20 protein-coding genes are annotated in these 24,283 nt (G+C 57.6%); 2 read left to right on the top strand and 18 right to left on the bottom strand.

Features of this window, described 5'->3' with window-relative positions; genetic code table 11:
* Nucleotides 1–91: 91 nt before the first annotated feature.
* The 5 genes from QU660_RS02080 to QU660_RS02060 all read right to left on the bottom strand — a co-directional run bounded on the left by QU660_RS02080 (nt 92) and on the right by QU660_RS02060 (nt 5,932).
* Entirely contained in the window at nt 92–973 is an 882-nt protein-coding gene (locus tag QU660_RS02080; protein ID WP_304946691.1) for a MetQ/NlpA family ABC transporter substrate-binding protein, read from the bottom strand.
* A gap of 77 nt (nt 974–1,050) precedes the next feature.
* Nucleotides 1,051–1,689, bottom strand: a complete 639-nt coding sequence (locus QU660_RS02075) for a methionine ABC transporter permease (protein WP_443027790.1) — start codon at nt 1,687–1,689, stop codon at nt 1,051–1,053.
* Nucleotides 1,690–1,705: 16 nt separating this feature from the next.
* A complete protein-coding gene (locus tag QU660_RS02070) occupies nt 1,706–2,719 on the bottom strand; it encodes a methionine ABC transporter ATP-binding protein (RefSeq protein WP_304946689.1) in 1,014 nt (337 codons plus the stop codon).
* A gap of 127 nt (nt 2,720–2,846) precedes the next feature.
* Nucleotides 2,847–4,292, bottom strand: coding sequence for a Sapep family Mn(2+)-dependent dipeptidase (locus QU660_RS02065; RefSeq protein WP_304946688.1), 1,446 nt, complete (start codon nt 4,290–4,292; stop codon nt 2,847–2,849).
* A 44-nt stretch (nt 4,293–4,336) separates the two neighbouring features.
* Nucleotides 4,337–5,932, bottom strand: a complete 1,596-nt coding sequence (locus QU660_RS02060; protein ID WP_304946687.1) for a peptide chain release factor 3 — start codon at nt 5,930–5,932, stop codon at nt 4,337–4,339.
* A gap of 109 nt (nt 5,933–6,041) precedes the next feature.
* Here QU660_RS02060 and QU660_RS02055 point away from each other — a divergent pair, with 109 nt between their 5' ends.
* A complete protein-coding gene (locus QU660_RS02055) occupies nt 6,042–6,806 on the top strand; it encodes a type III pantothenate kinase (protein ID WP_304946686.1) in 765 nt (254 codons plus the stop codon).
* Nucleotides 6,807–6,873: 67 nt separating this feature from the next.
* Here QU660_RS02055 and ftsZ read toward each other — a convergent pair whose 3' ends face one another.
* The 9 genes from ftsZ to lgt all read right to left on the bottom strand — a co-directional run bounded on the left by ftsZ (nt 6,874) and on the right by lgt (nt 17,490).
* Nucleotides 6,874–8,214 carry a cell division protein FtsZ gene (gene ftsZ, locus QU660_RS02050; protein WP_304946685.1) on the bottom strand — a complete coding sequence of 447 codons (1,341 nt, stop codon included), beginning with the start codon at nt 8,212–8,214 and terminating at the stop codon, nt 6,874–6,876.
* 102 nt (nt 8,215–8,316) lie between these two features.
* Nucleotides 8,317–9,027 (bottom strand): cell division protein FtsQ/DivIB, encoded by a 711-nt coding sequence (locus QU660_RS02045; RefSeq protein ID WP_304946684.1) that lies wholly within the window; start codon nt 9,025–9,027, stop codon nt 8,317–8,319.
* Entirely contained in the window at nt 9,024–10,508 is a 1,485-nt protein-coding gene (locus QU660_RS02040) for an FtsW/RodA/SpoVE family cell cycle protein (RefSeq protein WP_304946683.1), read from the bottom strand. Before QU660_RS02040 ends, QU660_RS02045 begins: the two co-directional genes overlap by 4 nt.
* The gene (gene murD / locus QU660_RS02035) at nt 10,505–11,857 is read right to left on the bottom strand and encodes a UDP-N-acetylmuramoyl-L-alanine--D-glutamate ligase (RefSeq protein ID WP_304946682.1); all 1,353 of its coding nucleotides are present in this window, start codon (nt 11,855–11,857) and stop codon (nt 10,505–10,507) included. Before murD ends, QU660_RS02040 begins: the two co-directional genes overlap by 4 nt.
* A 14-nt stretch (nt 11,858–11,871) precedes the next feature.
* Complete coding sequence (mraY, locus tag QU660_RS02030) at nt 11,872–12,843, bottom strand: phospho-N-acetylmuramoyl-pentapeptide-transferase (protein ID WP_304946681.1); 972 nt, start codon at nt 12,841–12,843, stop codon at nt 11,872–11,874.
* A gap of 75 nt (nt 12,844–12,918) precedes the next feature.
* The gene (locus QU660_RS02025; RefSeq protein WP_304946680.1) at nt 12,919–15,105 is read right to left on the bottom strand and encodes a peptidoglycan D,D-transpeptidase FtsI family protein; all 2,187 of its coding nucleotides are present in this window, start codon (nt 15,103–15,105) and stop codon (nt 12,919–12,921) included.
* On the bottom strand, nt 15,077–15,595 hold the full coding sequence (locus QU660_RS02020; protein ID WP_304946679.1) for a hypothetical protein: 519 nt from the start codon (nt 15,593–15,595) through the stop codon (nt 15,077–15,079). Before QU660_RS02020 ends, QU660_RS02025 begins: the two co-directional genes overlap by 29 nt.
* Nucleotides 15,592–16,536 carry a 16S rRNA (cytosine(1402)-N(4))-methyltransferase RsmH gene (gene rsmH, locus QU660_RS02015; RefSeq protein WP_304946678.1) on the bottom strand — a complete coding sequence of 315 codons (945 nt, stop codon included), beginning with the start codon at nt 16,534–16,536 and terminating at the stop codon, nt 15,592–15,594. Before rsmH ends, QU660_RS02020 begins: the two co-directional genes overlap by 4 nt.
* 87 nt (nt 16,537–16,623) lie before the next feature.
* Complete coding sequence (gene lgt, locus QU660_RS02010) at nt 16,624–17,490, bottom strand: prolipoprotein diacylglyceryl transferase (protein ID WP_304946677.1); 867 nt, start codon at nt 17,488–17,490, stop codon at nt 16,624–16,626.
* 169 nt (nt 17,491–17,659) lie between these two features.
* Here lgt and ychF point away from each other — a divergent pair, with 169 nt between their 5' ends.
* The gene (gene ychF, locus QU660_RS02005; RefSeq protein WP_304946676.1) at nt 17,660–18,757 is read left to right on the top strand and encodes a redox-regulated ATPase YchF; all 1,098 of its coding nucleotides are present in this window, start codon (nt 17,660–17,662) and stop codon (nt 18,755–18,757) included.
* Between the two features lie 56 nt (nt 18,758–18,813).
* On the opposite strand, the gene QU660_RS02000 is transcribed toward ychF, so the two are convergent.
* From QU660_RS02000 to gltX, 4 genes are all read right to left on the bottom strand, one after another.
* A complete protein-coding gene (locus QU660_RS02000; protein WP_304946675.1) occupies nt 18,814–20,232 on the bottom strand; it encodes a hypothetical protein in 1,419 nt (472 codons plus the stop codon).
* 299 nt (nt 20,233–20,531) lie between these two features.
* Nucleotides 20,532–20,882, bottom strand: a complete 351-nt coding sequence (locus QU660_RS01995; RefSeq protein ID WP_304946674.1) for a DUF1292 domain-containing protein — start codon at nt 20,880–20,882, stop codon at nt 20,532–20,534.
* 73 nt (nt 20,883–20,955) lie between these two features.
* Entirely contained in the window at nt 20,956–22,806 is a 1,851-nt protein-coding gene (locus tag QU660_RS01990; protein WP_304946673.1) for an ATP-dependent helicase, read from the bottom strand.
* Entirely contained in the window at nt 22,796–24,244 is a 1,449-nt protein-coding gene (gene gltX, locus QU660_RS01985; protein ID WP_304946672.1) for a glutamate--tRNA ligase, read from the bottom strand. Before gltX ends, QU660_RS01990 begins: the two co-directional genes overlap by 11 nt.
* Nucleotides 24,245–24,283 lie beyond the last annotated feature (39 nt).

Here is a 24,283-nt window from a genome sequence, read left to right as displayed (position 1 = left end):
GGACGAAAGCCGGAATATACGCGGATTCATTCGAGCATAAAAAAAGAGAGAACCGAAAGGTTCTCTCTCTCCGTATCGTTTTTACTCACTGTCAGAAAATCGGGACAACCGCGCCCTGGTACTTATTCTCAATGAACTGCTTGATCTCGGCGGTCGTAAGTGCCTTCACCAGCGCCTGGATCTTCTCGCTGTTCTCATCGCCCTCGCGAACCACAACGATATTTGCGTAGGTCTTCGCCGCGACCGAATCCGCAGCCTCGGTTGCAAGCGCGTCCGTAACTTTCAGGCCGGAAGCAATCGCAAAGTTGCCGTTCACAACGCCGAAGTCGACGTCCTGGAGGGAACGCGGAACCTGTGCCGCCTCGACCTCGACAATCTCAATGTTGTGCGGGTTCTCGACAATGTCCTGCTTGGTCGCATTGATGTCCGTGTTGTCCTTCAGGGTAATGAGCCCCTGATCCGCAAGGAGCAGTAGCGCTCTCGCCTCGTTCGTCACATCGTTCGGAACCGCAATCTTTGCGCCGTCCGGAAGGTTCTTCAAATCCTTCGACTTACCCGCATAGATGCCGAAGGGCTCGTAGTGAATTGCCGCCACACTGACTAACTTCGTGCCTCTCTCCTTGTTGAAGTTCTCAAGGTAGGGCAGGTGCTGGAAGTAGTTTGCATCAAGGCTCTTCGACTCGAGCGCAAGGTTCGGCTGCACATAATCGGTGTACTCAACCACCTTGAGCTCATACCCCTCTGCCTTCAGCGCGTCCTTTGCAGCCTCCAGAATCTCCGCGTGCGGGGACGGGGAAGCGCCGACCGTGATGACCTTGTCGCCGGTAGCCTCTGCCGCGCTGCTGCCTGCCTCACTGCTGCCCGCTGCGCTGCTGTCTCCCGAAGCGCTGCTCTCCGCCTTCTTCTGGCTTCCGCAAGCCGTGAGCAGAGACAGTCCCAGAAGCGTTGCCGCTAAAAATACCTTTTTCTTCATTTTTGTTTCCTCCCAAATCTTGTTGTTTGTTTGATGTCTATGATATGCCGCCGACGGCGGAATCAAAGCGTGTTGTCTCAGCGCGCGCGCTTATCGGCGCGGCGCGACAGGAATAAGAAGAACTCCTGTATCAGTTGGACGATGATCACAAGGACCACGACGGTCACCATCATCACATCCATGCGATAGCGGTAGTAGCCGTAGTTGATGGCCAGGGTTCCCAGACCGCCGCCGCCCACAAAGCCGGCCATGGTGGAGTATCCGAGTATGGTCGTGATGGAAATCGCGGCACCGGTGAGCAGCGAGGGCATGGACTCCGGCAGCATGACCTTCCAGATAATCTGGAAGTTGCTTGCCCCCATCGACTTTGCCGCCTCAACGATACCGGCGTTCATCTCCTTTAAGGAGCTCTCCACCATGCGGGCAATGTAGGGCGAGGCCGCAATGACCAGCGGCACGACCACCGCGCTCGGTCCGAGTGTGGTCCGGACAATGAAGCGGGTAATCGGTAGCACCGCGAGCAACATGATGATAAAGGGCACCGAGCGCAGAATGTTGATGATAATACCGAGCAGGGTGTTTACGATGATGTTCGGCTGTATGCCGTCCCGGTCCGTGACAACCAGGAGAATGCCGAGCGGTATGCCGATCACATAGGACAGAAAGGACGAGAGAAAGACCATGTAGACCGTCTCTTTTAGGCCGAGCAACAACATGTCTACAATCTGTGAATTAAAAATCACTGTTCTTCACCTCCTCCAGGTTGACGCCCCGATCGCGCAGGTAGTGGATGAGCTTCATCGCATCCGCCTCGTTCTCCGGAAGCTGGAGCACCATCTGTCCCGCCGCCTTACCGCCGATTTCCTTGGTCGCCGCAAAGAGGATGTTCACCGGCAATTGACAGCCGAGAATCATGTTTGCGATGACGGGCTCAAAGGCGGAGCGTCCGTCGAAGGTCACGCGTATCTTCTTCGAAGCGCCGAATTCTTCCTGGCGCACATCGCCGCCCAGAATGAGCTCGCGCCCTATCTTGGACTGCGGCGCGGAGAAGATGCGCTGCACCTCTCCCTCCTCCGCAATGCGGCTCTGGTCGATGATGGCGACGCGGTCGCAGACCGCCTCGATGACCGACATCTGGTGGGTGATCATGACGACCGTGATGCCGAGCGTCCGGTTGATATCCCGGATGAGATTCAGAATAGACTCGGTCGTGTTCGGGTCGAGCGCCGAGGTCGCCTCGTCGCAGAGCAGCACGCGCGGCTCGGTCGCAATGGCTCTCGCAATCGCAACGCGCTGCTTCTGTCCGCCGGAGAGCTGTGCCGGATAGGCCTTCTCGCGATCCGCGAGCCCCACCAGATTCAGAAGTTCTCTGGCCCTTGCCTCCGCCTTCACCCGTTTCATGCCGCCGAGTTCCAAAGGAAAGCAGACATTCTTCAACACATTTCTCTGCTCCAGGAGGTTGAACTGCTGGAAAATCATGCCCATCGAGCGGCGCACTTCGCGCCTGTCCCTCTCTTTCATCTGCGACAGGCTCACACCGTCAAAAAACACATCGCCCGAGGTGGGGCGCTCCAAATAGTTGATACAGCGGACCAGCGTCGACTTGCCTGCGCCCGAGAGTCCGATGATGCCGTAAATCTCGCCGTGGCGTATGCTTAAGTTGACATCATCCAATGCGTGGACTACGCCGTTCGCCGTCTTAAATTCCTTGACCAGATGGCTGATTCGTATGATATCGACTGCCATACCCGCCTCCTCTCTTTCACTGATATGTGGCATTGTAAAGAAATGCGCGCGCCCTGTCAACGCGGGCGCGCGCATTTGCTCATACTATATCTCTATCTGATTCTATTACTTTTTTTAATAGCTTTCATCAGCCGCAGAGATCCACGATGACCTGCGCAAAAATCTTTGCCGAAGTCAGGAGTTCCTCTACGTTTGCCTGCTCATCCGGCGCGTGCATACGCGTGTCGCTGCCCGGGTAGAAGGCACCGAAGGCAACGCCGTTCTTCAAGTCGTGAACATAGGTGCCGCCGCCCATTGCGACCGTACCGCCCGGCAGACCGGTGTAGGCCTCAAAGACGCGGTTCAGTTCCCGCACAAAGGGCGAATCCGCCGAAACCGCGTGCGGCGCGCGAAGCCGTCTGCCGTCGAAGACAAGGCCGTAGCGCCCGAAAGCCGCCTCGCAGGTCTTCACGAGACCCGCGCCGTCCATCGTGACCGGATAGCGGCAGTCAAAGAGACCGTGCAGGGAAGTCTCGTCAATCGAGAGTTTCGAGAAGGCCAGGGTGAGCGGGCCGCTCTCCTTGTCCTCGAATGCGACGCCGAGCGATGTTCCGTTCGTCTCGCCGTAGGGCATGAGGGCCACGAGTCCCTGAATTGCCTCCGTGAGCTTATTTTTGGTGAGCGGCAGGAGGGAGACAAAGAGCAGGAGGCCGGTCAGCGCGTTCTTGCCGGATTCCGGCGCCGCCGCGTGTGCATTTCTGCCGCTGACTTCCACCTTCTGCAGGGTCACGTGACCCTGCTCTTCGGCCGCCGTCCCCTCCCGGGCGCTGAGCGCCGAGATCTCGATTTTTAAACCGGTCTGCTTCCGCACCGTGTCCGCGGTCACATCGAGCACCATGCGCGGAACGCCCGCGAGCACGGCACTTGCCCGCGGCGGCACCGCATTCTCAATGCTGCCGCCGGTCAGCGAAATGAGGCGCGCGCCGCTCGTCTCCGCGGTAAAGCTGAGGGAAAACTCACCTGCGAGTCTGCCCTTCTCCATGTTGACCACCGGGTACTCCGCATCCGGCGAAAAGGTGCAGGGCGCTTCCTTCTCGCTCGCGTAGTAGTGCGCAATGCAGCCGGAACCGCTCTCCTCGTCGGTGCCGAGTATCAGACGCACGCTTTTTTTGAGCGGAATGCCGAGCTCCTTGACCGCGCGCAGCGCGTAGAGCGCCGCGACCGCCGGGCCCTTATCGTCCGCGACACCGCGGCCGTAAAGAACGCCGTCCTTCTCGATCGGCTCGAAGGCCTCGGTCACGGTCCAGTCGCCCTGGCCCGGCACCACGTCGAGGTGCGCCAGAATATCGAGCTCGCGCTCGCCCTCGCCGAGGTCCGCCGCAAGGACATAGTTCTCGTAGTTCTTGGTTGCAAGGCCGTAGCCCTTCAGCATTTCCTCCGCTGCCAAGAGCGCGCGGTAGGGGCCGTCTCCGAACGGCTTGCCGGGCTCCGCGGCGCCCTTACTCGAATCAATGCGGCAGAGGGTCTTCACATCCTCCAAAAATGCCTCTCTGTGTGCATCCACCCACGCCGAAATCTGTTCCTTGTGATTCATACCGGTCGCCTCCTTCTCACTGCCTCTGTATTTGTCTTATATCTTCAGGATTTGCCAAACTCAAGAAGCTTGAGCCCCGGATTGCGCTCTTCCACCATTCTGACACTCCAGGGGTGGGTAAAGAGCAGCAGGGGTTCTCCCTTCAAATTCTGAATCGCTTTCATGTCGCTGGTGCCCTGAATCTTATCGACATCCACCTTTTCCGGCTCGTCGATCCAACGGATGTACTCGTAGGGCAGGGTATCCAACCTCACCTCTACATTATACTCCGCTTTGAGGCGGTACGTCAGCACTTCAAACTGAAGAACGCCGACCGCACCCACAATAATCTCTTCCATACCGGTGTTGCGCTCCTGGAAAATCTGAATCGCACCCTCCTGCGCAATCTGCTCTATGCCTTTGGTAAACTGCTTTCGCTTCATCGTGTCGATCTGGCGCACTCTCGCAAAGTGCTCCGGGGCAAAGGTCGGAATGCCTTCGAACTCAATGCGTTCCCGCGCATTTTCCAGCGTGTCGCCGATCGCAAAGATGCCGGGATCGAAGACACCGATGATATCGCCCGCGTAGGCGGTCTCGACGATCTTCCGCTCGTCCGCCATCATCTGCGTCGACTGGTTCAGACGTATCTTTCGACCGCCCTGCACATGCGCGACCTCCATGCCGGCCTGATACTCGCCCGAGCAAATGCGCATGAAAGCAATGCGGTCGCGGTGTGCCTTGTTCATATTCGCCTGGATTTTGAAGACAAAGGCAGAGAAGAAGGCATCTTTCATCGGGTCCACCTCACCCGTCGTCGTCTTTCTGGCGAGCGGAGAGCTTGTCATCTTTAAGAAGTGCTCGAGGAAGGTCTCGACACCGAAGTTCGTGAGTGCGGAACCGAAGAAAACCGGCGTCAAATCGCCGCGGGACACGCGCTCCATATCGAGTTCATCGCTCGCACCGTCCAGGAGCTCGCTCTCCTCAAGGAGCTGCGAAAGAAAGTCCTCGCCGATCACAGAGCCGAGCTTCTCATCCTCGAGGGAGAGCTCCTCCGTCTCGATTTCCTGCATGCCGGCGTGCGCCGCCCGGAAGGTCGTGATTTTCTTCGTGTTACGGTCAAAGACACCCTTAAAGTTCTTGCCGGAACCGATCGGCCAGTTCACCGGGCAGGTGCGTATGCCGAGCAGCTCTTCGATCTCATCGGTCAGCGCGAAGGGATCTCTCGCCTCGCGGTCCATCTTGTTGATGAAGGTGAAAATCGGGATGTGGCGCAGGGTACAGACCTTAAAGAGCTTCCTGGTCTGCGCCTCCACGCCCTTCGAGGCATCGATCACCATGACCGCCGAGTCCGCAGCCATCAGCGTGCGGTAAGTATCCTCCGAGAAGTCCTCGTGTCCCGGCGTGTCCAGAATGTTGATGCAGAAGCCCTCGTAATTGAACTGCAGCACCGAACTCGTGACCGAGATACCTCTCTCCTTCTCGATGTCCATCCAGTCACTGACCGCGTGCTTGCCCGTCTTTCGCCCCTTGACCGAACCGGCCAGATTGATGGCGCCGCCGTAGAGCAATAATTTCTCGGTCAGCGTCGTCTTTCCCGCGTCCGGGTGGCTGATAATCGCAAAGGTCCGCCGCTTTTTAATCTCCTCAAATTCGCTAGCCACTTGCGCCTCCTGTCGTTGTTTTTCCAGCCGATCTATGTTATAAAACCCTAGAATACGCTGTTTTTGCGCGGGAAATTATACCATATTTCGGCGCGGAAAGGAAGGAATCATGATACTCGCCATTGATATGGGCAACTCCAATATTGTAATCGGCGGCATCGACGAGACAAACACGCACTTTATGGAGCGCATCACGACCGACACGCGGAAAACGGACCTCGAATATGCCGTGAGCTTAAAGAGCATACTGGATCTGCATCACATCGCAGCCGAGGATCTCGAGGGTGCCATCCTGTCGAGCGTGGTTCCTCCGCTGAACGCCGTCATCACCGAAGCGGTCCGCAAGGTCACGGGACTTGCCTGCAAGCTGGTCGGCGCCGGCATGAAGACAGGCATGAACATACGCATGGACGACCCGAAGCACATCGGCTCCGATTTGATTGTCGACTCCGTCGCGGCCAAGGCAAACTACCCGCTTCCCATCATTGTGATTGACATGGGAACGGCGACCTCGATCACCGCCCTGGACAAAAACGGCGACTATGTGGGCGGCGTCATCCACCCCGGTCTCCGCGTCTCGCTGAACACCCTGAGCGGCAGCACCGCGCAGCTCCCCTCGATCGATCTCGAGTCCCCGGGACGGGCCCTCGCCAAAAACACCATCGAGGCCATGCAGAGCGGGATTCTCTACGGCACCGCCGGCATGCTGGACGGCATACTCTCCCGCATGGAAAAAGAACTCGGCAGCAAGGCGACCATTGTCGCGACCGGCGGTCTGGCGCGCTTTGTGACCCCGCTCTGCTCACATCAAATCGAGTTCGACGATCTCCTGCTCTTAAAGGGCCTGCTGATCCTATACCGCAAAAACAGCTGAGCGCGGCGGTGTTTATGCCGCCTTCCGCGGCACAAAAAAAGAGAGCCGAGGCTCTCTTTTTTTATGCTCACTTCCGGCTCTTTAAGAAGTCCGGAATATTGATCTGCACGTTTTTATTCTGACGCGGCTCAAAGCTGTAAGCGCCCTGCTGCGGCTGCTCCGGCTGCTGGAACTGCTGCTGCGGCTGCTGATACTGCGGCTGTGCCGGCTGCTGGTACTGGGGCTGCTGATACTGCGGCTGTGCCGACTGCTGCGGCTGCTGCTGGAACAGCGGGTTCATGGTCCCGTTGAAGCCCGCGGTCTGCTGCTGCGGCTGTACCGGCTGCTGCTCCTGCTGGGGTGCTGCCTGTCCCTGCTGCGGCTGTGCGACGCGAATCGGTGTGCCCTGCTTCGCTGCGTTGGCCTGCGCGTTTCTGCGATAGCCCGCCGCGCGCTGCTCCTTTGCCTGCTGGCTTGCCGCCTGGTCGAGGCCGGTTGCGATAACGGTAATCGAGCACTCATCCTGCGCGTTCTCGTCGTACATTGCGCCGAAGATGATGTTCGCATCGTCTCCCGCCAGCTCCTGTACGTAACTCGCCGCTTCATTCGCCTCGATAAGGCTGATGTCGCCCGAGATATTGATGATGATATTGCTTGCGCCGTCAATCGTGGTCTCAAGCAGCGGAGACGCGCAGGCAATCTTGACTGCCTCGAGCGCCTTGTCGTCGCCGTGCGCCTTACCGATACCGATGTGCGCAATGCCCTTGTCGGTCATAACGGTCTGCACATCCGCGAAGTCGAGGTTGATGAGACCCGGCATATTGATGAGATCCGTGATGCCCTGCACTGCCTGCTCGAGCACCTCGTCCGCCTTGCCGAAAGCCTCCGGCATAGAGGTGCGGCGATCCACAATCTCAAGGAGCTTATCGTTCGGAATCACAATGAGGGTGTCGACCGAATCCTTGAGATGCTCGATGCCCGAGAGCGCGTTGTTCATGCGCTGCTTGCCCTCAAAGTTAAACGGCTTGGTCACGACACCGACCGTGAGTATACCCATCTCTTTTGCGATGCGCGCAATGACAGGTGCCGCACCGGTACCGGTTCCGCCGCCCATGCCGCAGGTCACAAAGACCATGTCCGCATTCTTCAGCGCTTCCGTCAAATCTTCGGTGCTCTCCTCCGCCGCTTTTTCGCCGACCTCCGGCTTTGCGCCGGCACCGAGGCCGCGCGTAAGCTTCTCTCCGATCTGCATGACGGTCGAGGCCTTGCAGAACTGGAGCGCCTGCTTATCGGTGTTGATGCCGATAAACTCTACCCCTTCGATGTTCTCGTCGATCATGCGGTTCACTGCATTGTTGCCTGCGCCGCCAACGCCGACTACGATGATCTTTGCAGTATTATCGTCTTCGTTCAGTTTGATCTCTAACAAGGTACCTGCCTCCTGTAACTGCTTATTCACAGATTCTTTCACACTGGATAATATGGTCTATCATACTTATTTTTCGGGAAAAGTGCAAGCAGCTTTGCGATTTTAGGGCTGTGCGGGCCGAAACGAGTAGGTTCCGTCCGCCCTCCTCTCCTGAAAATCCAAAATTCCGGCCGCATCGCCCAATCTGGGAAGCGCCGTCGAGAGATCCTTACACCTCTCCTCCGTCTCCTGCGCGCCACCGAAGAGCACGGTGATTTTGCCGCAGGAAAGGGTTGCGCGGTAGGCGCTGTCAAAGGAGACCTCTTCCGCACGGATACCGTTTTCCCGGAGGTTGTAGAGCAGATTGCCGACGATGGTTCTTCCGTTGCGATCGTCCGAGAGCAGATACTCGCCGACACCGACTGTTCCGTTCTGCAGACCGGAAACCAGCGGATAGCCCGGAATCGCCTCCTGCACACTCTCCACGACACGGAGTTCGCGGTCAAAATAGAAATCCGCACTCATATAACGCACATAGCCGAGCACGTTTTTTTCGTGCAGCACGAGTTCCACGGAAAACGGTGAAGTAAATCGAATTTCATAGTCGTCGAGAAACGCCGGTTGCTTTTTTTTACGCTGACGGCACTCGAGAAAAAGCTCTGCCGTGCGCATACCTTCCGCACGGGGCAGGAGCAGTTTACGCGCCTCTTCCTCGCTGTAAATCCGGTTGCCCCGCACGGTGACCTTCTCGATGCGGACAAAATAGATTGCCGCCGCGGCGAGCACCGCCAGCAAAATCAAACTGCCGAGCAGGATTTTGATTCGCAGTTTCATAGCGATTTCTCCGGGCGCACTTCTCTGGAAACCGAGAGCACCAATGCAATCTCGGCCATAAAGCAGAGCAAGGAGGTGCCGCCGCTGCTCACAAAGGGCAGGGTAACACCGGTATTCGGCATGGCGCCGGTCACAACCATGATGTTCATCGCGGTGTGCAAGAAAATATGAATCGCAACGCCTCCGCAGAGCAGCGCCCCGTAGCGATCCGGCGCCTTAAGCGCGGTCTGTATGATGCAAAACAAAAGGCTCAGGTAAAAGAGCAAGAGGATGCAGATTCCGACCAGGCCGAGTTCCTCGCCGATTACCGCGAGAATGATATCGTTTGCGGCTTCGGGGAGGTCCCGCTTGATATAGCCTCTGCCGATTCCGGTTCCCAGCCAGCTGCCGATGCTTAAGCCGAACTTACCGCCGGTCACCTGATCCGGCTGTCCCCGCAACTTTGTCACCGGATGCAGCCAATTGTCAATGCGCCCAATCTGGTAGGCCTTCAAAAACGGCATTTGTTTGTAGTAGTTCACGACAATCCAGAACGCAAAGGCCGCCAGTAGGATAATCCCGATGTGTATGCGGGTGCTCTTGACGCCGAGAAAGGTAATGAAAAACACCAGACTCGCGATCAAAAGACCGGTGCTCAGGTTTTGACGCGACACCAGGTAGGCCGGCACCCCGCCGAAAACTGCCATGACCCAGATAATCTGCTCGGGCGTTCGCGCAAAACGCCGATATTCGTTGACCAGATAGACCGCAAAAAACAAAATCAACGCGGTTTTCATAAACTCGGAGGGCTGAAAACTCACGCTGCCGATCTGAATCCAGCGCGCCGCACCGTTTGCCCGTCTTCCGACCGCCATGGTCGCGACGACCAAAACGAGTCCGGCACTGTAAGAGGTACACCAGCCGAGACTCAGTAGGCGGTGGTAATCAATGAACGGTAAAAAAACCATGAGCGCAAGCCCGAGTCCCGCGTACATCGCCTGTTTTTTGACCGCACCGAGCGGATCGTCCAGACGAAACGAGGAGGCTGCGTAAATCATCGCGAGACCGTATAACACCAGAAGTACGGTAAAGCCGAAAATATAGCGGTCCGCCCGCCTGCGGGTCTTCTTTGCCTGCGCCCCGCTCGCACAGGGTACCGCAAAGAAGAGCGTATTCCACGGCTCTCCGATGCGTTTTTTTGTTCCGACCCGCTCCGGATAGACCGCTCTCACCTTGGATGCGCCGGCAACCTTGACGCGCGGCCCCGCCGCGACCGGGCGCGGTCTCGCACTTCGGTTCTGCGAAGCGGCACTCCGTCTGTTTTGCGGCGCAACCGGGCGCGGTCCCGCACTTCGGTTCTGCGAAGCGGCACTCCGTCTGTTTTGCGGCGTAACCGGGCGCGGCCCCACGCTTCGCCGCTGCGCCGCTCCCGGCTGTTTCCCGCGCGGCTCTCTCTGCTGCGCGTTCCTTGTCCCTGTTCCCTTGGACGGTTTCACCGTCATAATGCCCGCACGCACTCCTTAAATACTTTGCCGCGCACCTCGTAGTTCGGAAACATTCCCCAACTTGCACAGGCGGGAGAGAGCAGCACATAGTCGCCCGCGTTGGCATAGGAAGCACAGACCTTGACGGCCTCCTGCATATCCTCGGCGAACATGATATTCGTAAATCCGTGGCGCTTTGCGCAGTCCGAAATGGCATCTCTTGTCTGGCCGAGCAGTACCAGATAACGCACTTTCCCGTCAAAGGCATCGATCCACTCGTCGTAAGAGGAGCCCTTGTCATAGCCGCCGCCGATTAAGAGCGTCGGTCCCGGCATGGCCTTAATCGCCTGAATCGCCGCATCCGGATTGGTGCCTTTCGAGTCGTTATAATACTTGACGCCGTAGCGCTCCGCAACAAACTCAATGCGATGCTCCACCGCCTCAAACTTGCGCACCGCATCCAAAATCGCATCCATCGGCGCCTCCATGCAGACCGCAATCGCAATGGCCGTCATCACGTTCTCAAAGTTGTGGCGGCCGAGCAGCTTGAGTTCATCCGTACGGATCAGTTCCGTCTTTTCGCCCTTTTCTTTGCGGCAGATGACACCGTCCTCCAGGTCATAGCCGTCCTCGAGCAGCTGCGTGCTCGAGAAAAAGACCACCTTCGGCTTTAAATCCTTCCGCTCGCCGAAGGCGCGGAGCACCTCGTCGTCGTAATTCAATACAATAAAATCATCCGCAGTCTGGTTGGAACTGATGTCCTCCTTGATGCGAATGTAGTTTTCCATGCTGTGATGGCGGTTCAGATGATCCGGCGTGATGTTCGTAATCGCCGCGACATGCGGTCGGAAGTGAATGATGGTTTCCAGCTGAAAGCTCGATGCCTCGAGCACCGTGACCGACTTCTCCGTGGTCTTTAAAGCGACCTCGGTATAGGGTAGGCCGATGTTGCCGACCGTAAAGCTGTTCCCGAACGCGCGCTCCATGATGGCACCGGTCAGTGCCGTCGTCGTTGTCTTGCCGTTGGTTCCGGTGATTGCGACCAAGCGCCCCTTGGCAACCTGGAAGCCCAGTTCGATTTCGGACCAAAGCTGAATCTTTCGCTCGGTCAGGGTTTTCACAAAGGGAGTCTCGAGATCGATGCCGGGACTCATCACGCAGATCTGAACGCCCTGCAGCAGCGTCTCATCGAGCTCGCCGAGGCAGAGTGTGATGCAGGCGTCCTCCGGAAATTCCGCGAGCAAACGCTCCTCGGAAAGCGCTTCGTTGCCGTCGTAGAGCAACACCTCACCGCCCGTTTCCAGAATCAATTTTGCCGCTGCGATGCCGCTTTTGCCGGCACCGGCGACCATGATCTTTTCATTCATAGAGTCTCCTCCCTTCATTCTCCGAGTCCCATCCATGCTGCGAGTGACAAAATCAGTGTGAAAATCGTAAAGACCGTGACAACGCGCGTCTCGGACCAACCGCCCAACTCAAAGTGATGGTGCAGCGGCGCCATGCGAAACAGGCGTTTCCCCTTCGTCGCCTTGAAGTAGCCGACTTGCAGAATGACCGAGATGACCTCCGCCATATAAATGATGCCGACCACCATGAGGAAGAGCGGCATTCTCTGCACCAGCGCAATCGCAGCCGCGTAGCCGCCGAGCGCCAGCGCGCCGGTGTCTCCCATGAAAACCTTGGCCGGATAACAGTTAAAGAGCAAAAAGCCGAGCAAGGCCCCGATAACCGCTCCGCTCACCGGTGCGGCGCCGGGCGTGAAGCGGCAGGCAACCGCCGCAAAAAAGAGCGCCACGACTATGGTCACCGAGGAGCAGAGCCCGTCGAGTCCGTCCGTAAAATTGACCCCGTTGTCCGTGCCGAGCACTACCAGAAACACAAAGGGCACAAAGAGCGCGCCGAGCGGCAACATGAGTCCGGTCTCCGTGTTTCCCGTAAAAGGCACCAGAATTTCACTGTAAGCGCCGGAAGCCAACAAGCGCCATGCAAGCACGCCGGTCGCAAGCAGCTGCAGCGCAAACTTCTGCCAGCCCTTTAAGCCCTCCGACTGTTTTCTCTTGATTTTGAGGAAGTCATCCAAAAAACCGATGAAGCCGAAGGCCAGCGTGAACAAAAGGACCGGAAGTGTCTCCGGCGCCTTCTTCAGAAAAGGCAGGCAACCGAGCGCAATCGCAATGACGATCATAATCCCGCCCATGGTCGGGGTGCCGCTCTTCTTTAAATGTGACTGGGGTCCGTCGTCTCTGACCTGCTGGCCGAACTTCATGCGGTGAAGCAGCGGTATCAGCAGCGGGCAGAGTGCCGCGCAGGCAAAAAATGCGATAAAAAGCGCCAATATGGTGTCAGTCAGCATGCGCCGTGCCTCCGGTTTCTCCGAGATTCATTCGTTTCTTTCACAGTATACCCTTGCCAAAAGCCTTGCGCAAGCCTACCGCCTTGCAGCGCTTGCGCTCTCCGTGCGGCTTTCCGCGCTTTTGTGCTTCGCGCTGCTTTCGGCAGCGGCACTCTCCGCGGCGGTGCTTATCTCCGCCGTGCCGCTCTCTGCGGCCGCACTTGTCTCCGCAGCGCCCTCCGAAGACGCTGCCGTCTCGCCGCTGCCACCCGCGACCGCTTCTTCCCGGCCGGAGGCAATGCCCTCGTGAATGCCCTCGAGCAGCGGCGTTGCCTCCGCACTCGGCGCTTCACCCGGAAATACATTCAGAGAGGGCAGGATATCCGCCATAATGTTCTGGAACAGCACCGACGCAAAGGTACTGTGTGCCTGATCCTTCACGTGCGGCTGGTCGACAACAACATAGCAGAGCACCTGCGGATTGTTTGCGGGCGCATAGCCGCAGAACGAGAGCAGGTAGTTTTTCTTGTTTCTGGGCCACTTCTCCGAAGTTCCGGTTTTACCGGCGATCTCATAGCCCACAACCTCTGCCGCGTCTCCGGTACCGTTGGTCACAACGCCGCGCAGCGCCTTACGAAGAAAGAGCGAAGTCTCCTGCGAACAGGTCTCTCGCACCAGCTCCGCGCCGTAATCCCGAATGACCGTGCCCTGGGAATTCAGGACCTGCTTCACCACATGCGGGCGGTAGTAGGAACCGCCGTTGATTGCGGAGGAAAAGGCCGCCGCCAGCTGAATCATCGTGCAGCCGAAACCCTGGCCGAAGCTGTCGGTCGCAAGCTCAACCGGGCCGAGGCGCCGATTCTCCGCGTTTTCCGGCGGATTCAGAACGTGAATCTGGGACGAGGTATCCGGCTCGCCCGGGAGATCGATTCCGCTGCTCACACCGAAGCCGTAGAGATTCTGGGTCTTCTGAAAGCTCTCTCGTCCGAGCTTCTGTGCGATGCGCACCAAAGCCACGTTACAGGACTGTTCGAGCGCGCCGGTCACATCGACGATGCCGTGACCTGTCCTCTTTCCGCAGTGAATGAGGGTATCCTGTACTTCGACTTCTCCCGTACAGTTATAAGTCTCGGTCCCTGTGATCGCGCCGTTTTCCATTGCACCCGCAATCGTAAAAATCTTGGCCGTGGAACCCGGTTCGAAGACAGTGCTCACACAGAAGTTATTCCAGAGTTTTTGGGTCGCCTCCTCGCTTGTCATCTGCTTCAGCGCATTGACGCTGTAGTACTTCTGCAAATTGCCGGGATCGTTCAAATCAAAGGGATGGTTGGTCGCGAGCGCCAGAATTTCTCCGTTGTTCGGATTCATCACAATGACGCCGATATTCTCCGCGCCGGTCGTCTCCATGTACTCCTTGATGTGGCGCTCCACGCTCTGCTGCACCTTGATATCTATTGTGCTCACGACGGAATTTCCGTCCTGCGGTTCCCTGGTCACACTTTCGGTGTCACCGCTCGCGTCCATATAGCGATAGCGCAGTCCGTCCGTGCCGGAGAGCTGACTGTTGTAATACTGCTCGATTCCGGTCACGCCGACTCGCCGATCGTCGTAACTCCGGTAAAAGCCCAGCACATTGCAGGCAAGTTCGCCGTAGGGATAACTGCGCTCGTAATAGTCGTTCAGATTATCGGCTCCGACCAAACCCTTGTAGCGTGTTTTTTGTTCCTCCGTAAACCCTTCGTAGCTCGGATCTTCTTTCTTTTTTTTCGCCTCGTAGTCCCCGAGCCGGTTGATGTGCTCCTTAAAATCCAAATAGCGAAGCCGGTCTTCCGGCGAGAGCGGCGCGCCGACCTTTAAGCTCTGACTCGTGGAATTTTCCTCGATTTGTTTTCGGAGTTCATTTTCCGGAAGTCCGAAAAAATCGGTGAGCGCATTGACAGTACAGTCATAGTACTTGTCGCGGTCCGCGGGACTCAGCAAGTCGCGCGGCGAAACGGTCATCTGGTAGCGCTTTTCGGTGGTCGTGAGATACGTGCCGTTCCGATCCAGAATGTCGCCGCGACGATAGGGAATCTCCTTGGCTTTTCCCAGTTTCCTGCCGAGTACATACTGGCTCGCCGCCTTTTCGTTCTCTTGCTGCACTCTGTGAACATAGAAGCCGAGCAGCACGAAGGAGGCTGCGCTGAAAATAAGAAAGCCGATCAGCCTGGCTTTGAGCCCCCTGCCGACCGCGTAGCGCTCCGAGCTCGGTTTCCTAATCGGATTTTTTCGGGATGTTTTCATATTGCCTCACGTAGCCTTGTTCTACCCGTTTGTAATAGCGTATTTGATCCTGGCCGGGCTGCACCATACCGTAGCGGTTCACCGCCAAATCGCGGATGTGATCCAAATCTTCCTTGCGGTTGATTTCCACCTGCAGGGTGTCGTTGACTTCCCGCTGCGCTTCCAGCTTGCTCTGTGCCTCGTTGCGGGCGCGCTCTGCCTGTGCCACACGCTTTTCGCTCTTCAGATAAACAGAGCCCAGGAAGCCGAAAAAGCCGACCAGTACCGCGGCTGCAAGTATGCTGCCGAAGAACTTGCCCGCACTGTGCTTCGGTGCGGGAGCCGGGGCCGGCGTCCGCTTTTCGGCCGGCTTTCCGCGCCGCTTCGCGCTCGCCGCCCGCCTTCTGCGTTCTTCTCCCTCCGGCTCCGGCTGCCGCGCCGCGCTCCCGTAGTTATAGCCCGGCAGGCTGCCGCGCCGTTTGACGCTTCTCTTGTTATCCTCTCGATTCACAGCGCGCCTCCTCTCTCAAACACGCGGAGTTTTGCGCTCCGCGACCTCGGGTTCTCTTCCACTTCCTCCGCTGTCGGCACGATGGGTTTTCCGGTGATGACACGTCCGAGGCTCTTTTTTCCGCAGACACAGACCGGGAAATCCGGCGGGCAGGTACAGGGCGAGGCGCTGCGCCGAAAGCCCTCTTTTACGATTCTGTCTTCCAGCGAGTGGAAGGTAATGATGGAGAGGCGTCCGCCCGGTCTCAGACAGCGTATCATCTGTTCCAGCGCCTCTTCGAGCACCGTGAGCTCGCCGTTCACCGCAATGCGAAGCGCCTGAAAGGTGCGCATCGCGGGATGTCCTCCCGTCTTCTGCAATCGCATGGGAATCACGCTTTTAATCAGCGCGGCGAGTTCACCCGTGGTCTCGATCGGCTTTCTTTCGCGCTCGCGCACGATGCGGCGCGCAATCTGATTCGAGAAGCGATCCTCCCCGTAGACGCGGATGATGCGGGCCAATTCCTGCTCGCTCGCCTCGTTTACCAGTTCCGCCGCCGTTCTCTCCTGCCGCCGGTCCATGCGCATGTCGAGCGGAGCATCCGCCATGAAACTAAAGCCCCGCTCCGCGGTGTCCAGCTGATACGAGGAGACGCCGAGATCCAGGTAGATGCCGTCAACCTCGGAAATTCCCAATCCGAGGAGCACCGCAGGGATATTGACATAATTATCGCGCACGACGGTCACCCGATCGCCGAAGGGCGCAAGCCGCTCTCCGGCCGCGACTATGGCATCCGCATCCTGATCGATGCCGATCAAACGCCCCGCCGGGCCCAGTTTTTCCGCGACCAGAGAGGCATGTCCTCCTCCCCCGAGTGTCCCGTCCACATAAATGCCGTCCGGGTGAATTTGTAAACTATCGATGGTCTCCCGCGGGAGCACCGAGATATGCTGGAAATTCATAGGCTGTCCTTTTATTTCAAAACACATTCGCTTTGGAAAAATAATACCAAAACAGGCGCCGTTTTTCCATAGCTATGGCGTATTCCGTTATTTTTCCGCCTTGCGCGCCGCGCGCTTTCTCCCGTAAAAGAGGCAGAAAAGCGCGAGCAGCACACAGAGCCCCGCAAGCGCCTGCGAGACCGCAATGCCCGTACCGGGCAAGAGGAGAGAGTCTGTCCTGAGCCCTTCGATCCAGACTCTTCCGAGCCCGTAACCGCCGAGATAGAGAAAGAATATCTCGCCCTCAAAGCGCTTCTTGTCGCGGTATCGCAGCAGGAACAGTAAGAGGCCCAGGTTCCAGAGCGACTCATAGAGAAAGGTGGGGTGCACCTGGATATATTCGACCCCGTTGACGGTGACGAGATGCTGTAAGAGCGCCGCATCTATCATAATCGGGTTTACGACGGCGCGCTTAATTTGCATGGCAAACAGACTGTCCGTATAGCGCCCGAACGCCTCCGCATTGAAAAAATTACCCCAGCGTCCCAGAATTTGGCCGACCAATACACCGAGTATCAGCGAATCCGCGAGCATCAAAAAATTCTTGTTCTTCCGTTTGCAGAAGACCGCGAGGCTCACAATGCCGCCGATTACGCCGCCGTAAATCGCAAGTCCTCCGGCTCTCAAATTCAGGATTTCGAGGAGATTTCCGCGGTAATTTTCCCACTGAAAAATCACATAATAGAGACGTGCGCCCATCACCCCGACAATGATGCCAAAGAGCGCAAAATCATATATCGTATCCTCTCCGATGCCGCGCCTTGCCGCATCCCGCGCGGCGAGCGTAATGCCGAGCAACATGCCGATGCCGATGATGATGCCGTAGAAGGCAATCGAAAATCCGAATATCGTGATGTGATTTTGCAAGTGTTGAATCGTAATGCCGAGATGCACAAAACGTAAATCGTAAGCCATAATGATCCTTCCTTTCCGTTTTCCGGCTTCGAGCATAACAAAAAGCCCCGCCGCTTTCCACGCAAATCTTCCTTGAGAGCACTGCGCCTCTCTGTTACAATGAAGCCCAAACGCACACTGTTCTCTCGCGGACAGTCATCGGAAAACAGTCAAAGGAGACTCCCAATTTATGAAACTCGGTATCGTAGGACTTCCGAATGTCGGAAAAAGTACGCTTTTTAACTCATTGACCAAGGCGGGCGCACAGGCCGCGAACTATCCTTTCTGCACCATCGACCCGAATGTCGGCGTGGTCGCAGTCCCGGACGCCCGCTTAAAAACCCTCGGCGAAATGCACCACTCCAAAAAGGTGACGCCCGCAGTCATCGAATTTGTCGACATCGCGGGACTTGTGCGCGGTGCCAGCAAAGGCGAAGGCCTCGGCAACCAGTTCCTCGCCAATATACGCGAGTGCGACGCAATTGTCCATGTGGTGCGCTGCTTTGAGGACGAAAATGTGATTCACGTGGACGGTTCCGTGGACCCGGTGCGAGACATCGAGACCATTAACCTGGAGCTCATTTTTGCGGATCTCGAAGTGCTGGAACGCCGCATTGCGAAGACCCAGAAATCCGCAAACAACGACAAGAGCTTAAAGAAGGAGCTCGAAATTCTGAAGGAGCTGAAGACCCTGCTCGAGGACGGAAAGCCCGCCTCCGCCTACGAAACGGAGGACAACGACAGCGCAAGCTTTGTCGCCTCTCTCTGCCTTCTGACCGCAAAGCCCGTGATTTATGCGGCCAATGTGAAGGAGGAGGATCTCGCGGACGACGGCGCTTCCAATCCGCATGTCGCAGCGGTTCGGGACTATGCCGCGGCACATCGGAGCAAGGTGTTCTGTGTCTCCGCTCAGATTGAAGAAGAGATTTCCGCCCTCGACGAGAGCGAAAAGGCCGACTACCTCGAGGCCCTCGGCATCTCCGCTTCCGGTCTTGACAAGCTGATTGCCGCGAGCTACGAGCTCCTGGGCCTCATCAGCTTCCTGACGACGGGCGAGGACGAGACCCGCGCCTGGACCATCAAAAAGGGATCCAAGGCGCCGCAGGCGGCCGGTAAAATTCACACCGACTTCGAGCGCGGCTTTATTCGCGCGGAGGTTATCTCCTACGACGATTTTGTGAGCTGCGGTTCCTCGAATGCCGCAAAAGAAAAGGGACTCATGCGTCTCGAGGGCAAGGAGTACATTGTCAAGGACGGCGATGTCATCCTGTTCCGCTTCAACGTCTGATTTTCGCTCGGCAAAAAGCCCCGGTACCGAAAGGTACCGGGGCTTTTTTCTTTTATTCAGTGAATCCAGTCCGTCCCCGGCGTCGCATTCCCGCCGGTATTCGGATTGAACCACCACTCGCCTGTGCTCGGATAAGGGGACGTCGGGTCCGTCGAATCGGGCAGCGGAACATCCGTCGGAATGTTCGGCGGAAGATCGGGTTGGGTAACCCAAGCGGTCTCCGTTTCCGTTTCCCACTCCGTGGACTCGCTCGGTGCCGCACTCTCCCGGCTGCTCTCCGCAGTCGTTTCCGGCTTACTGAACTCGCTCGTCTCCGCGGCCGTTTCCGGCTTGCTCTCCGGTACGCTCTCCTTTGTCTCGGCCGGCAGAGTATCCGTCGGCGAAGTCTCGTTCCGACCGCCGCTGCCGCCGCGTCCTCTTCCGCTTCCGGGCTTCGTGATGCGACGCACCGTCTGCCGCTCGCTCTCACGCGTTGCGCTGCTCTCTTCGCTGCTGCTCTCGCCCTCCGTGCTCGCCGCCGCACTTTCCTCCGGCTTCGGACGGCTCTCGGCGGTCTGCTGTGTTGTCGCCGCCGCGCTCGTGCGCCGCACGGACGCACTTGTCTCGCGCCGTCTGACAGCGCTTGTCTCTGTCTTTTCCGTGCGCCGCTGTATTTCCGTTGCCTGTGTGCTTTCTGCCGCACTGCTGCTCTCTGCGACAGCCGTGCTTCTTGCCGCCGTGCGACTCCCCGCAATTCGAAGCTTCGTCTCGTTCGCGGCTCCGGTCGTAAACACCAGGGACATATCCTGCGTCGACTCCGTTTTATCGCTCTCGGTCAGCCGTATCTGTGTCGGATAGCGAAGGCGCAGCCGGCACTGCAATTCCAGGCTGTTGCCGGAACTGCCGAGCGCTTCCGCCTGAAAACGGGTCGTATAGCGGTACTCCACTTCGACGCCGTCACCGGAAACGCCTGTCTCGCCGAGTTTTTTGAGACTTGTCAGCTCGGTGCGCTCCACGGTCTTTTCCTCCGGAAACTGCGTGGAAAATGCCGCATTCTCCGGGGTCAGATACAGATTGGCCGTAAACTTTCCGTCCTCTCTCTCCTCGACGCTGCGGAAGAGAAGACAGGCGAGTGGCTTTTTGAATTCCGGCAGGCCCGCATCATACTGATAGCGCATGCCGCCGATTGCAAGGGCCGGCTGCCCGCTCTTTAAGCGCATGGACTCGCCGTCACCGCTTAAATTGGGCTGCTCGAGGCGCACGGCGCTACCGTTCGCACGGAGCGGATAGGACAGGCGCAGATACACGCCCTTTTCCAGCGCATCCGCGGGGATTGCGTCCCTGAGACTCAAATCCACCCGCCGGCCGTTCTGGCTCCGGTTCACATCGACCGCAAAACTCTGCAACGACTCGCCCTGCTTGCTGACGAGTTCCGCCGTATAGCGCTCTTCTCCGGTCTGCTGCGTTCCTTGGTTGTTCTCCACGGCCATCAGCACCAAGCGTGACCTGTCCGACCCCCTTATATATTGTTTTCCGATTCCCCAAACGCACAAGACAAGCGCCGCTCCGGCAATCCAGAGCCGGGCTTGCTTGAGCACTCCGATTATTTTCATGAACTCACCATATCATCTAAGTTAATATTATGTCTACGCTATACTATGACAGAGAATCCGGAAAAACGCCAGCATTTTAGAAGAATTTCTTAATATTTCTTATTATGTTCTTAGTTTTATACAAAAAAGCGCGCCTCCCGGCGGAGACGCGCCCTTCGAGAAACGTTAAGCTTCTCTTAAATTCAATCCTCGTTGTCCTCGGCATCCTCGCCTTCCATGAGTTCCTTGAACTCTTCCTCGTCGAGAATCTCGTCAAAGGCATCGCTGACAATCTCATACTCTTCATCGCTCTCGATGTTCGTGAGATCCGGCTGACCGTCCTCTGTCTCCTCGTAGCGGTACAGGTAGACATTGCCGTCCTCATCCTCGCCGCTCTCCGGCATCAGCGCAATGTACTCCTTGCCCTCATTGCCCGCCTCAAAAATCGTGAGAACCACGCACTCCATGGTACTCCCGTCATCCAGCGTCAGCGTGACCGTGGTGTCGCCGCCGTCAAACAGACCCTCGTGCTTCAGTTCTTCGTGTTCGCTCATTTTGCTTTTCCTCACTCTCAGAAAGATAAAACGATTTCCGCTCTTCCTACTATAGCGATGCCCCGCCCCTCTGTCAACGTGACTCGTACTCCCGCACAAAACGACTCTCCTCCGCCTGCCGCCGAAAACGGGTCTTACAGGTCAGAATGCGGAGTTCGTCCTTGGCGCGCGTCATCGCGACATAGAACATGCGTCTCTCCTCTTCCAGTTCTTCCCGACTGTTCGCCTTGCGGTGCGGCACAATGCCCTCGTTGACATCGAGCAAAAAGACGGTCTGAAATTCCAGTCCCTTGGAGGCGTGGTAGGTCATGAGCTGCACTTCGTCTCCGTCCTCCTGTGCCTTGCTGCGCGCGGAGATAGCCGCGTTGAAGGCCTGTCCGTCCGCCCGCCAATCCGCAAGCGTCGCAAAGCCCTCCGCGGAGGCCTCGATTTCTTCCAGAATATCGAAGAGTTCGCTCTCTTCGATTTCTCTCTCTTCGGCGTACTGCCTGAGAAAGCCGTCGTAGCCGACTTCGCCGCGGATATAGGCAATGGCCTCGGCGGGGCGCATGCGCGAGAGCGCTCTGAGTTCCCTGCCGAAGCGCCCCAGTCGCTCATCCATCCAGTGCTCGCCGCTCTTCTCATAGTGCGCCCTGAGTCCCGCGAGGCTCTCCCCCTCCATGCGCACGGCCTCGCGGCGTATGTAGCGATTCGGACGGTTCATGATGCGCAGCAGGTCTCCGGGCTCCGCTGTGTCGCCCGCTAAGCGCAGATAGGCGAGGAGATCCCGTGCAATCCAGTGTTCGCCGAGATCCGGCAACATTTCCCGCATGCGGAAGGGGATGTTCTCGCGGTAAAGCCGCCGCGCTAAGAGACGCGGCTGCAAATTGGTGCGGTAAAGGACGGCGATGCTGTCATAGCGGGCCCCCTGCTTTGCAAGCGCGCGTATCTCCCGCACCAAATAATCCGTCTCCGCCTGCGGGGTCGGGCAGACCACCGTGTTCACCGGCCTTCCCGAGGGGCGAGCGGCTTTGATTTCCTTCGGGAAACGCGTCTTGTTCCGCGCAATCAGTCGCCCCGCCGTCTTAACGATTTCCGGGGTCGAGCGATAGTTCACGTTCAACACGACTTTGGCGGCCTTGGGATAATCCTTTGTGAAATGCAGCATGAGCTCCGGCGCGGCGCCGCGGAAACGGTAAATCGACTGATCGTCGTCCCCGACAATCATGAGATTGGCCTTCTTCCCGGCAATCATGCGCACAATTTCGTACTGCAGGCGGTTGATGTCCTGAAACTCATCGACCAAAAGCCAGGTGTAGCGCGCCGAGAGGGCCGCGCGGATATCCGCCCGCTCTTTGAGAAGCTCATAGCACATGCGGAGCATGTCCTCATAGTCTATCTTTCTGAGCTCTGCGAGCGCGCTTTCATACTCGCGGTAAATCTCCCGAAACTGCTCGGCGGGACAACTCACGGAATAGTAATTCGAGAGCTCTGCCCTCTCCTCTTTGACCAGCGCAATCTCCGAAAGCACGTTCTGAACCAGGCTGCGAAAGTCGCCGCTCTCCGTCTTGCGCCGCTTAAGCGCCGCGGAGACCAAGGCGCGTCTCTCCTCCTCGCCGATCACCTGATCCGCCTGATAGCCGTAGGCGGTTCTCAGAATGCGGAAAAAGAAGGCGTGAAAGGTTCCGAAGCAAACGCCGGTGCGCTCGCTCTCCACGGTTTTTCGGTAGCGCTCCTCCATTTCCCGCGCCGCCGCGCGCGAAAAGGTGAGAACCAGAACGGACTGCGGCCGCACGCCGCGCTCCTCCGTCAGATAGCGCACGCGCTGCGTCAGCACAAAGGTCTTTCCGGAGCCGGGTCCCGCAATGACAAGAAGCGGTCCCTCCCCGTGGGTGACCGCTTCTCTCTGCGCCGGATTTAATTTATCATACGATTTAAGCGCCAAGTTTCTTCTGTCCCTCTCTGAGGCGCGCAAGTGACTCCTCCTTGCCGAGCACATCCATAATCTCGGTCGCGCCGGCCGGCGTCATGAGCTTACCGGAGAGCGCAATGCGGAGCGGCCACATCACGAGGCCGGTCTTGTAGCCCTTCTCCTCGCCGTAGGCCTTCAGGAGTTCAAAGAGCGCGTCGTTATTCCAGCTTTCGACGGCTTCCAGCTTCGGCAGAACCTCTCCGAGAATTTCGCGCGAACTCTCGAGGCTCGACTTTGACTTCTTGTTCACAAAGAGCTCGGTCTCGTAGGCCGGAAGCTCGTTGAAGAAGTCCACCATCTCCCGGATGTCGAGGAAGGTCTCGACGCGCGTTCTGACCATCTCCGCGATTTTCTTTAAATCCAGGGGCTTCGTCACATACTCCTTCAGGTACTTCTCGCCCCGCCGGTAGAACTCTTCCGGCGCCATCGCCTTGAAGTACTCGCCGTTCATCCAGCGAAGCTTGGTCATATCAAAGACCGCCGGCGACTTCGAGATGCGACTGTAGTCAAAGACTTCCGCGAGCTCTTTGAGGCTGAAAATTTCGCGGTCTCCCTCGGGCGACCAGCCGAGCAGCGCGACAAAATTCACGACCGCCTCGCTCACAAAGCCCTGCTCGATCAAATCCTCGAAGGATGCGTGGCCGCTCCGCTTCGAGAGCTTCTGGTGCAGCTCGTTCGTAATGGTCGGGCAATGCACATAAATCGGCACCTCCCAACCGAAGGCCTCATAGAGGCGGTTGTACTTCGGCGAGGAGGAGAGATACTCCTGCCCGCGCACCACATGGCTGATCTCCATCAGGTGATCGTCCACGACATTCGCAAAATTATAGGTCGGGAAACCGTCCGACTTAATGAGAACCATGTCGTCGAGCTCGGAATTGTCCACCGTGATATCGCCGTAGATCTCATCGTGGAAGGTGGTCGTACCCGTTCTGGGGTTGTTCTGACGAATGACGAAGGGCTCGCCCGCGGCAACCCGGCGCTCCGCTTCCTCCTTCGGAATCGAAAGGCAATGCTTGTCGTACTGCATGATGACTTCGCCGTTCACGGTCTGCTTGAGCGAGTCGAGCCGCTCCTGGTCGCAGAAGCAGTAATACGCCTCTCCCTTTTCCACGAGCTGCTTCGCATACTGCATGTAAATACCCGCGCGCATGCGCTCGCTCTGTACATAGGGCCCGTAGCCCTTATCCTGATCCGGTCCTTCATCGTGCAGGAGTCCGGTCTCCTCCAGTGTGCGATAAATAATTTCCGTTGCGCCCTCGACAAATCTGCCCTGATCCGTGTCCTCGATGCGGAGGATGAAGGTGCCGTCCCCGTGCTTTGCGATAAGATACGCATAAAGTGCCGTACGCAGGTTTCCGACATGCATGCGCCCGGTGGGGCTCGGCGCATATCTGGTTCTGATTTTCATGTTAAACTCTCCCTTCGTTCTGCCAAGAGCAGCTTTTGC

This window comes from Stomatobaculum sp. F0698 (genome assembly GCF_030644385.1).
In the GTDB taxonomy this organism is placed as follows: Bacteria; Bacillota; Clostridia; order Lachnospirales; family Lachnospiraceae; genus Moryella.
This window is presented reverse-complemented; position numbering and strand designations above follow the sequence as displayed.

What these genes read in the sequence shown, in the direction of transcription:
- QU660_RS02075 (WP_443027790.1), bottom strand. Translation starts at nt 1,689, where the DNA reads ATGTTGTTGCTCGGCCTAAAAGAGACGGTCTACATGGTCTTTCTCTCG.
- lgt (WP_304946677.1), bottom strand. Translation starts at nt 17,490, where the DNA reads ATGGCTTACGATTTACGTTTTGTGCATCTCGGCATTACGATTCAACAC.
- QU660_RS02065 (WP_304946688.1), bottom strand. Translation starts at nt 4,292, where the DNA reads ATGAATCACAAGGAACAGATTTCGGCGTGGGTGGATGCACACAGAGAG.
- QU660_RS02045 (WP_304946684.1), bottom strand. Translation starts at nt 9,027, where the DNA reads ATGAAACTGCGAATCAAAATCCTGCTCGGCAGTTTGATTTTGCTGGCG.
- murD (WP_304946682.1), bottom strand. Translation starts at nt 11,857, where the DNA reads ATGAATGAAAAGATCATGGTCGCCGGTGCCGGCAAAAGCGGCATCGCA.
- QU660_RS02080 (WP_304946691.1), bottom strand. Translation starts at nt 973, where the DNA reads ATGAAGAAAAAGGTATTTTTAGCGGCAACGCTTCTGGGACTGTCTCTG.
- gltX (WP_304946672.1), bottom strand. Translation starts at nt 24,244, where the DNA reads ATGAAAATCAGAACCAGATATGCGCCGAGCCCCACCGGGCGCATGCAT.
- rsmH (WP_304946678.1), bottom strand. Translation starts at nt 16,536, where the DNA reads ATGAATTTCCAGCATATCTCGGTGCTCCCGCGGGAGACCATCGATAGT.
- QU660_RS02040 (WP_304946683.1), bottom strand. Translation starts at nt 10,508, where the DNA reads ATGACGGTGAAACCGTCCAAGGGAACAGGGACAAGGAACGCGCAGCAG.
- QU660_RS02055 (WP_304946686.1), top strand. Translation starts at nt 6,042, where the DNA reads ATGATACTCGCCATTGATATGGGCAACTCCAATATTGTAATCGGCGGC.
- mraY (WP_304946681.1), bottom strand. Translation starts at nt 12,843, where the DNA reads ATGCTGACTGACACCATATTGGCGCTTTTTATCGCATTTTTTGCCTGC.
- ychF (WP_304946676.1), top strand. Translation starts at nt 17,660, where the DNA reads ATGAAACTCGGTATCGTAGGACTTCCGAATGTCGGAAAAAGTACGCTT.
- QU660_RS01995 (WP_304946674.1), bottom strand. Translation starts at nt 20,882, where the DNA reads ATGAGCGAACACGAAGAACTGAAGCACGAGGGTCTGTTTGACGGCGGC.
- QU660_RS02070 (WP_304946689.1), bottom strand. Translation starts at nt 2,719, where the DNA reads ATGGCAGTCGATATCATACGAATCAGCCATCTGGTCAAGGAATTTAAG.
- QU660_RS02025 (WP_304946680.1), bottom strand. Translation starts at nt 15,105, where the DNA reads ATGAAAACATCCCGAAAAAATCCGATTAGGAAACCGAGCTCGGAGCGC.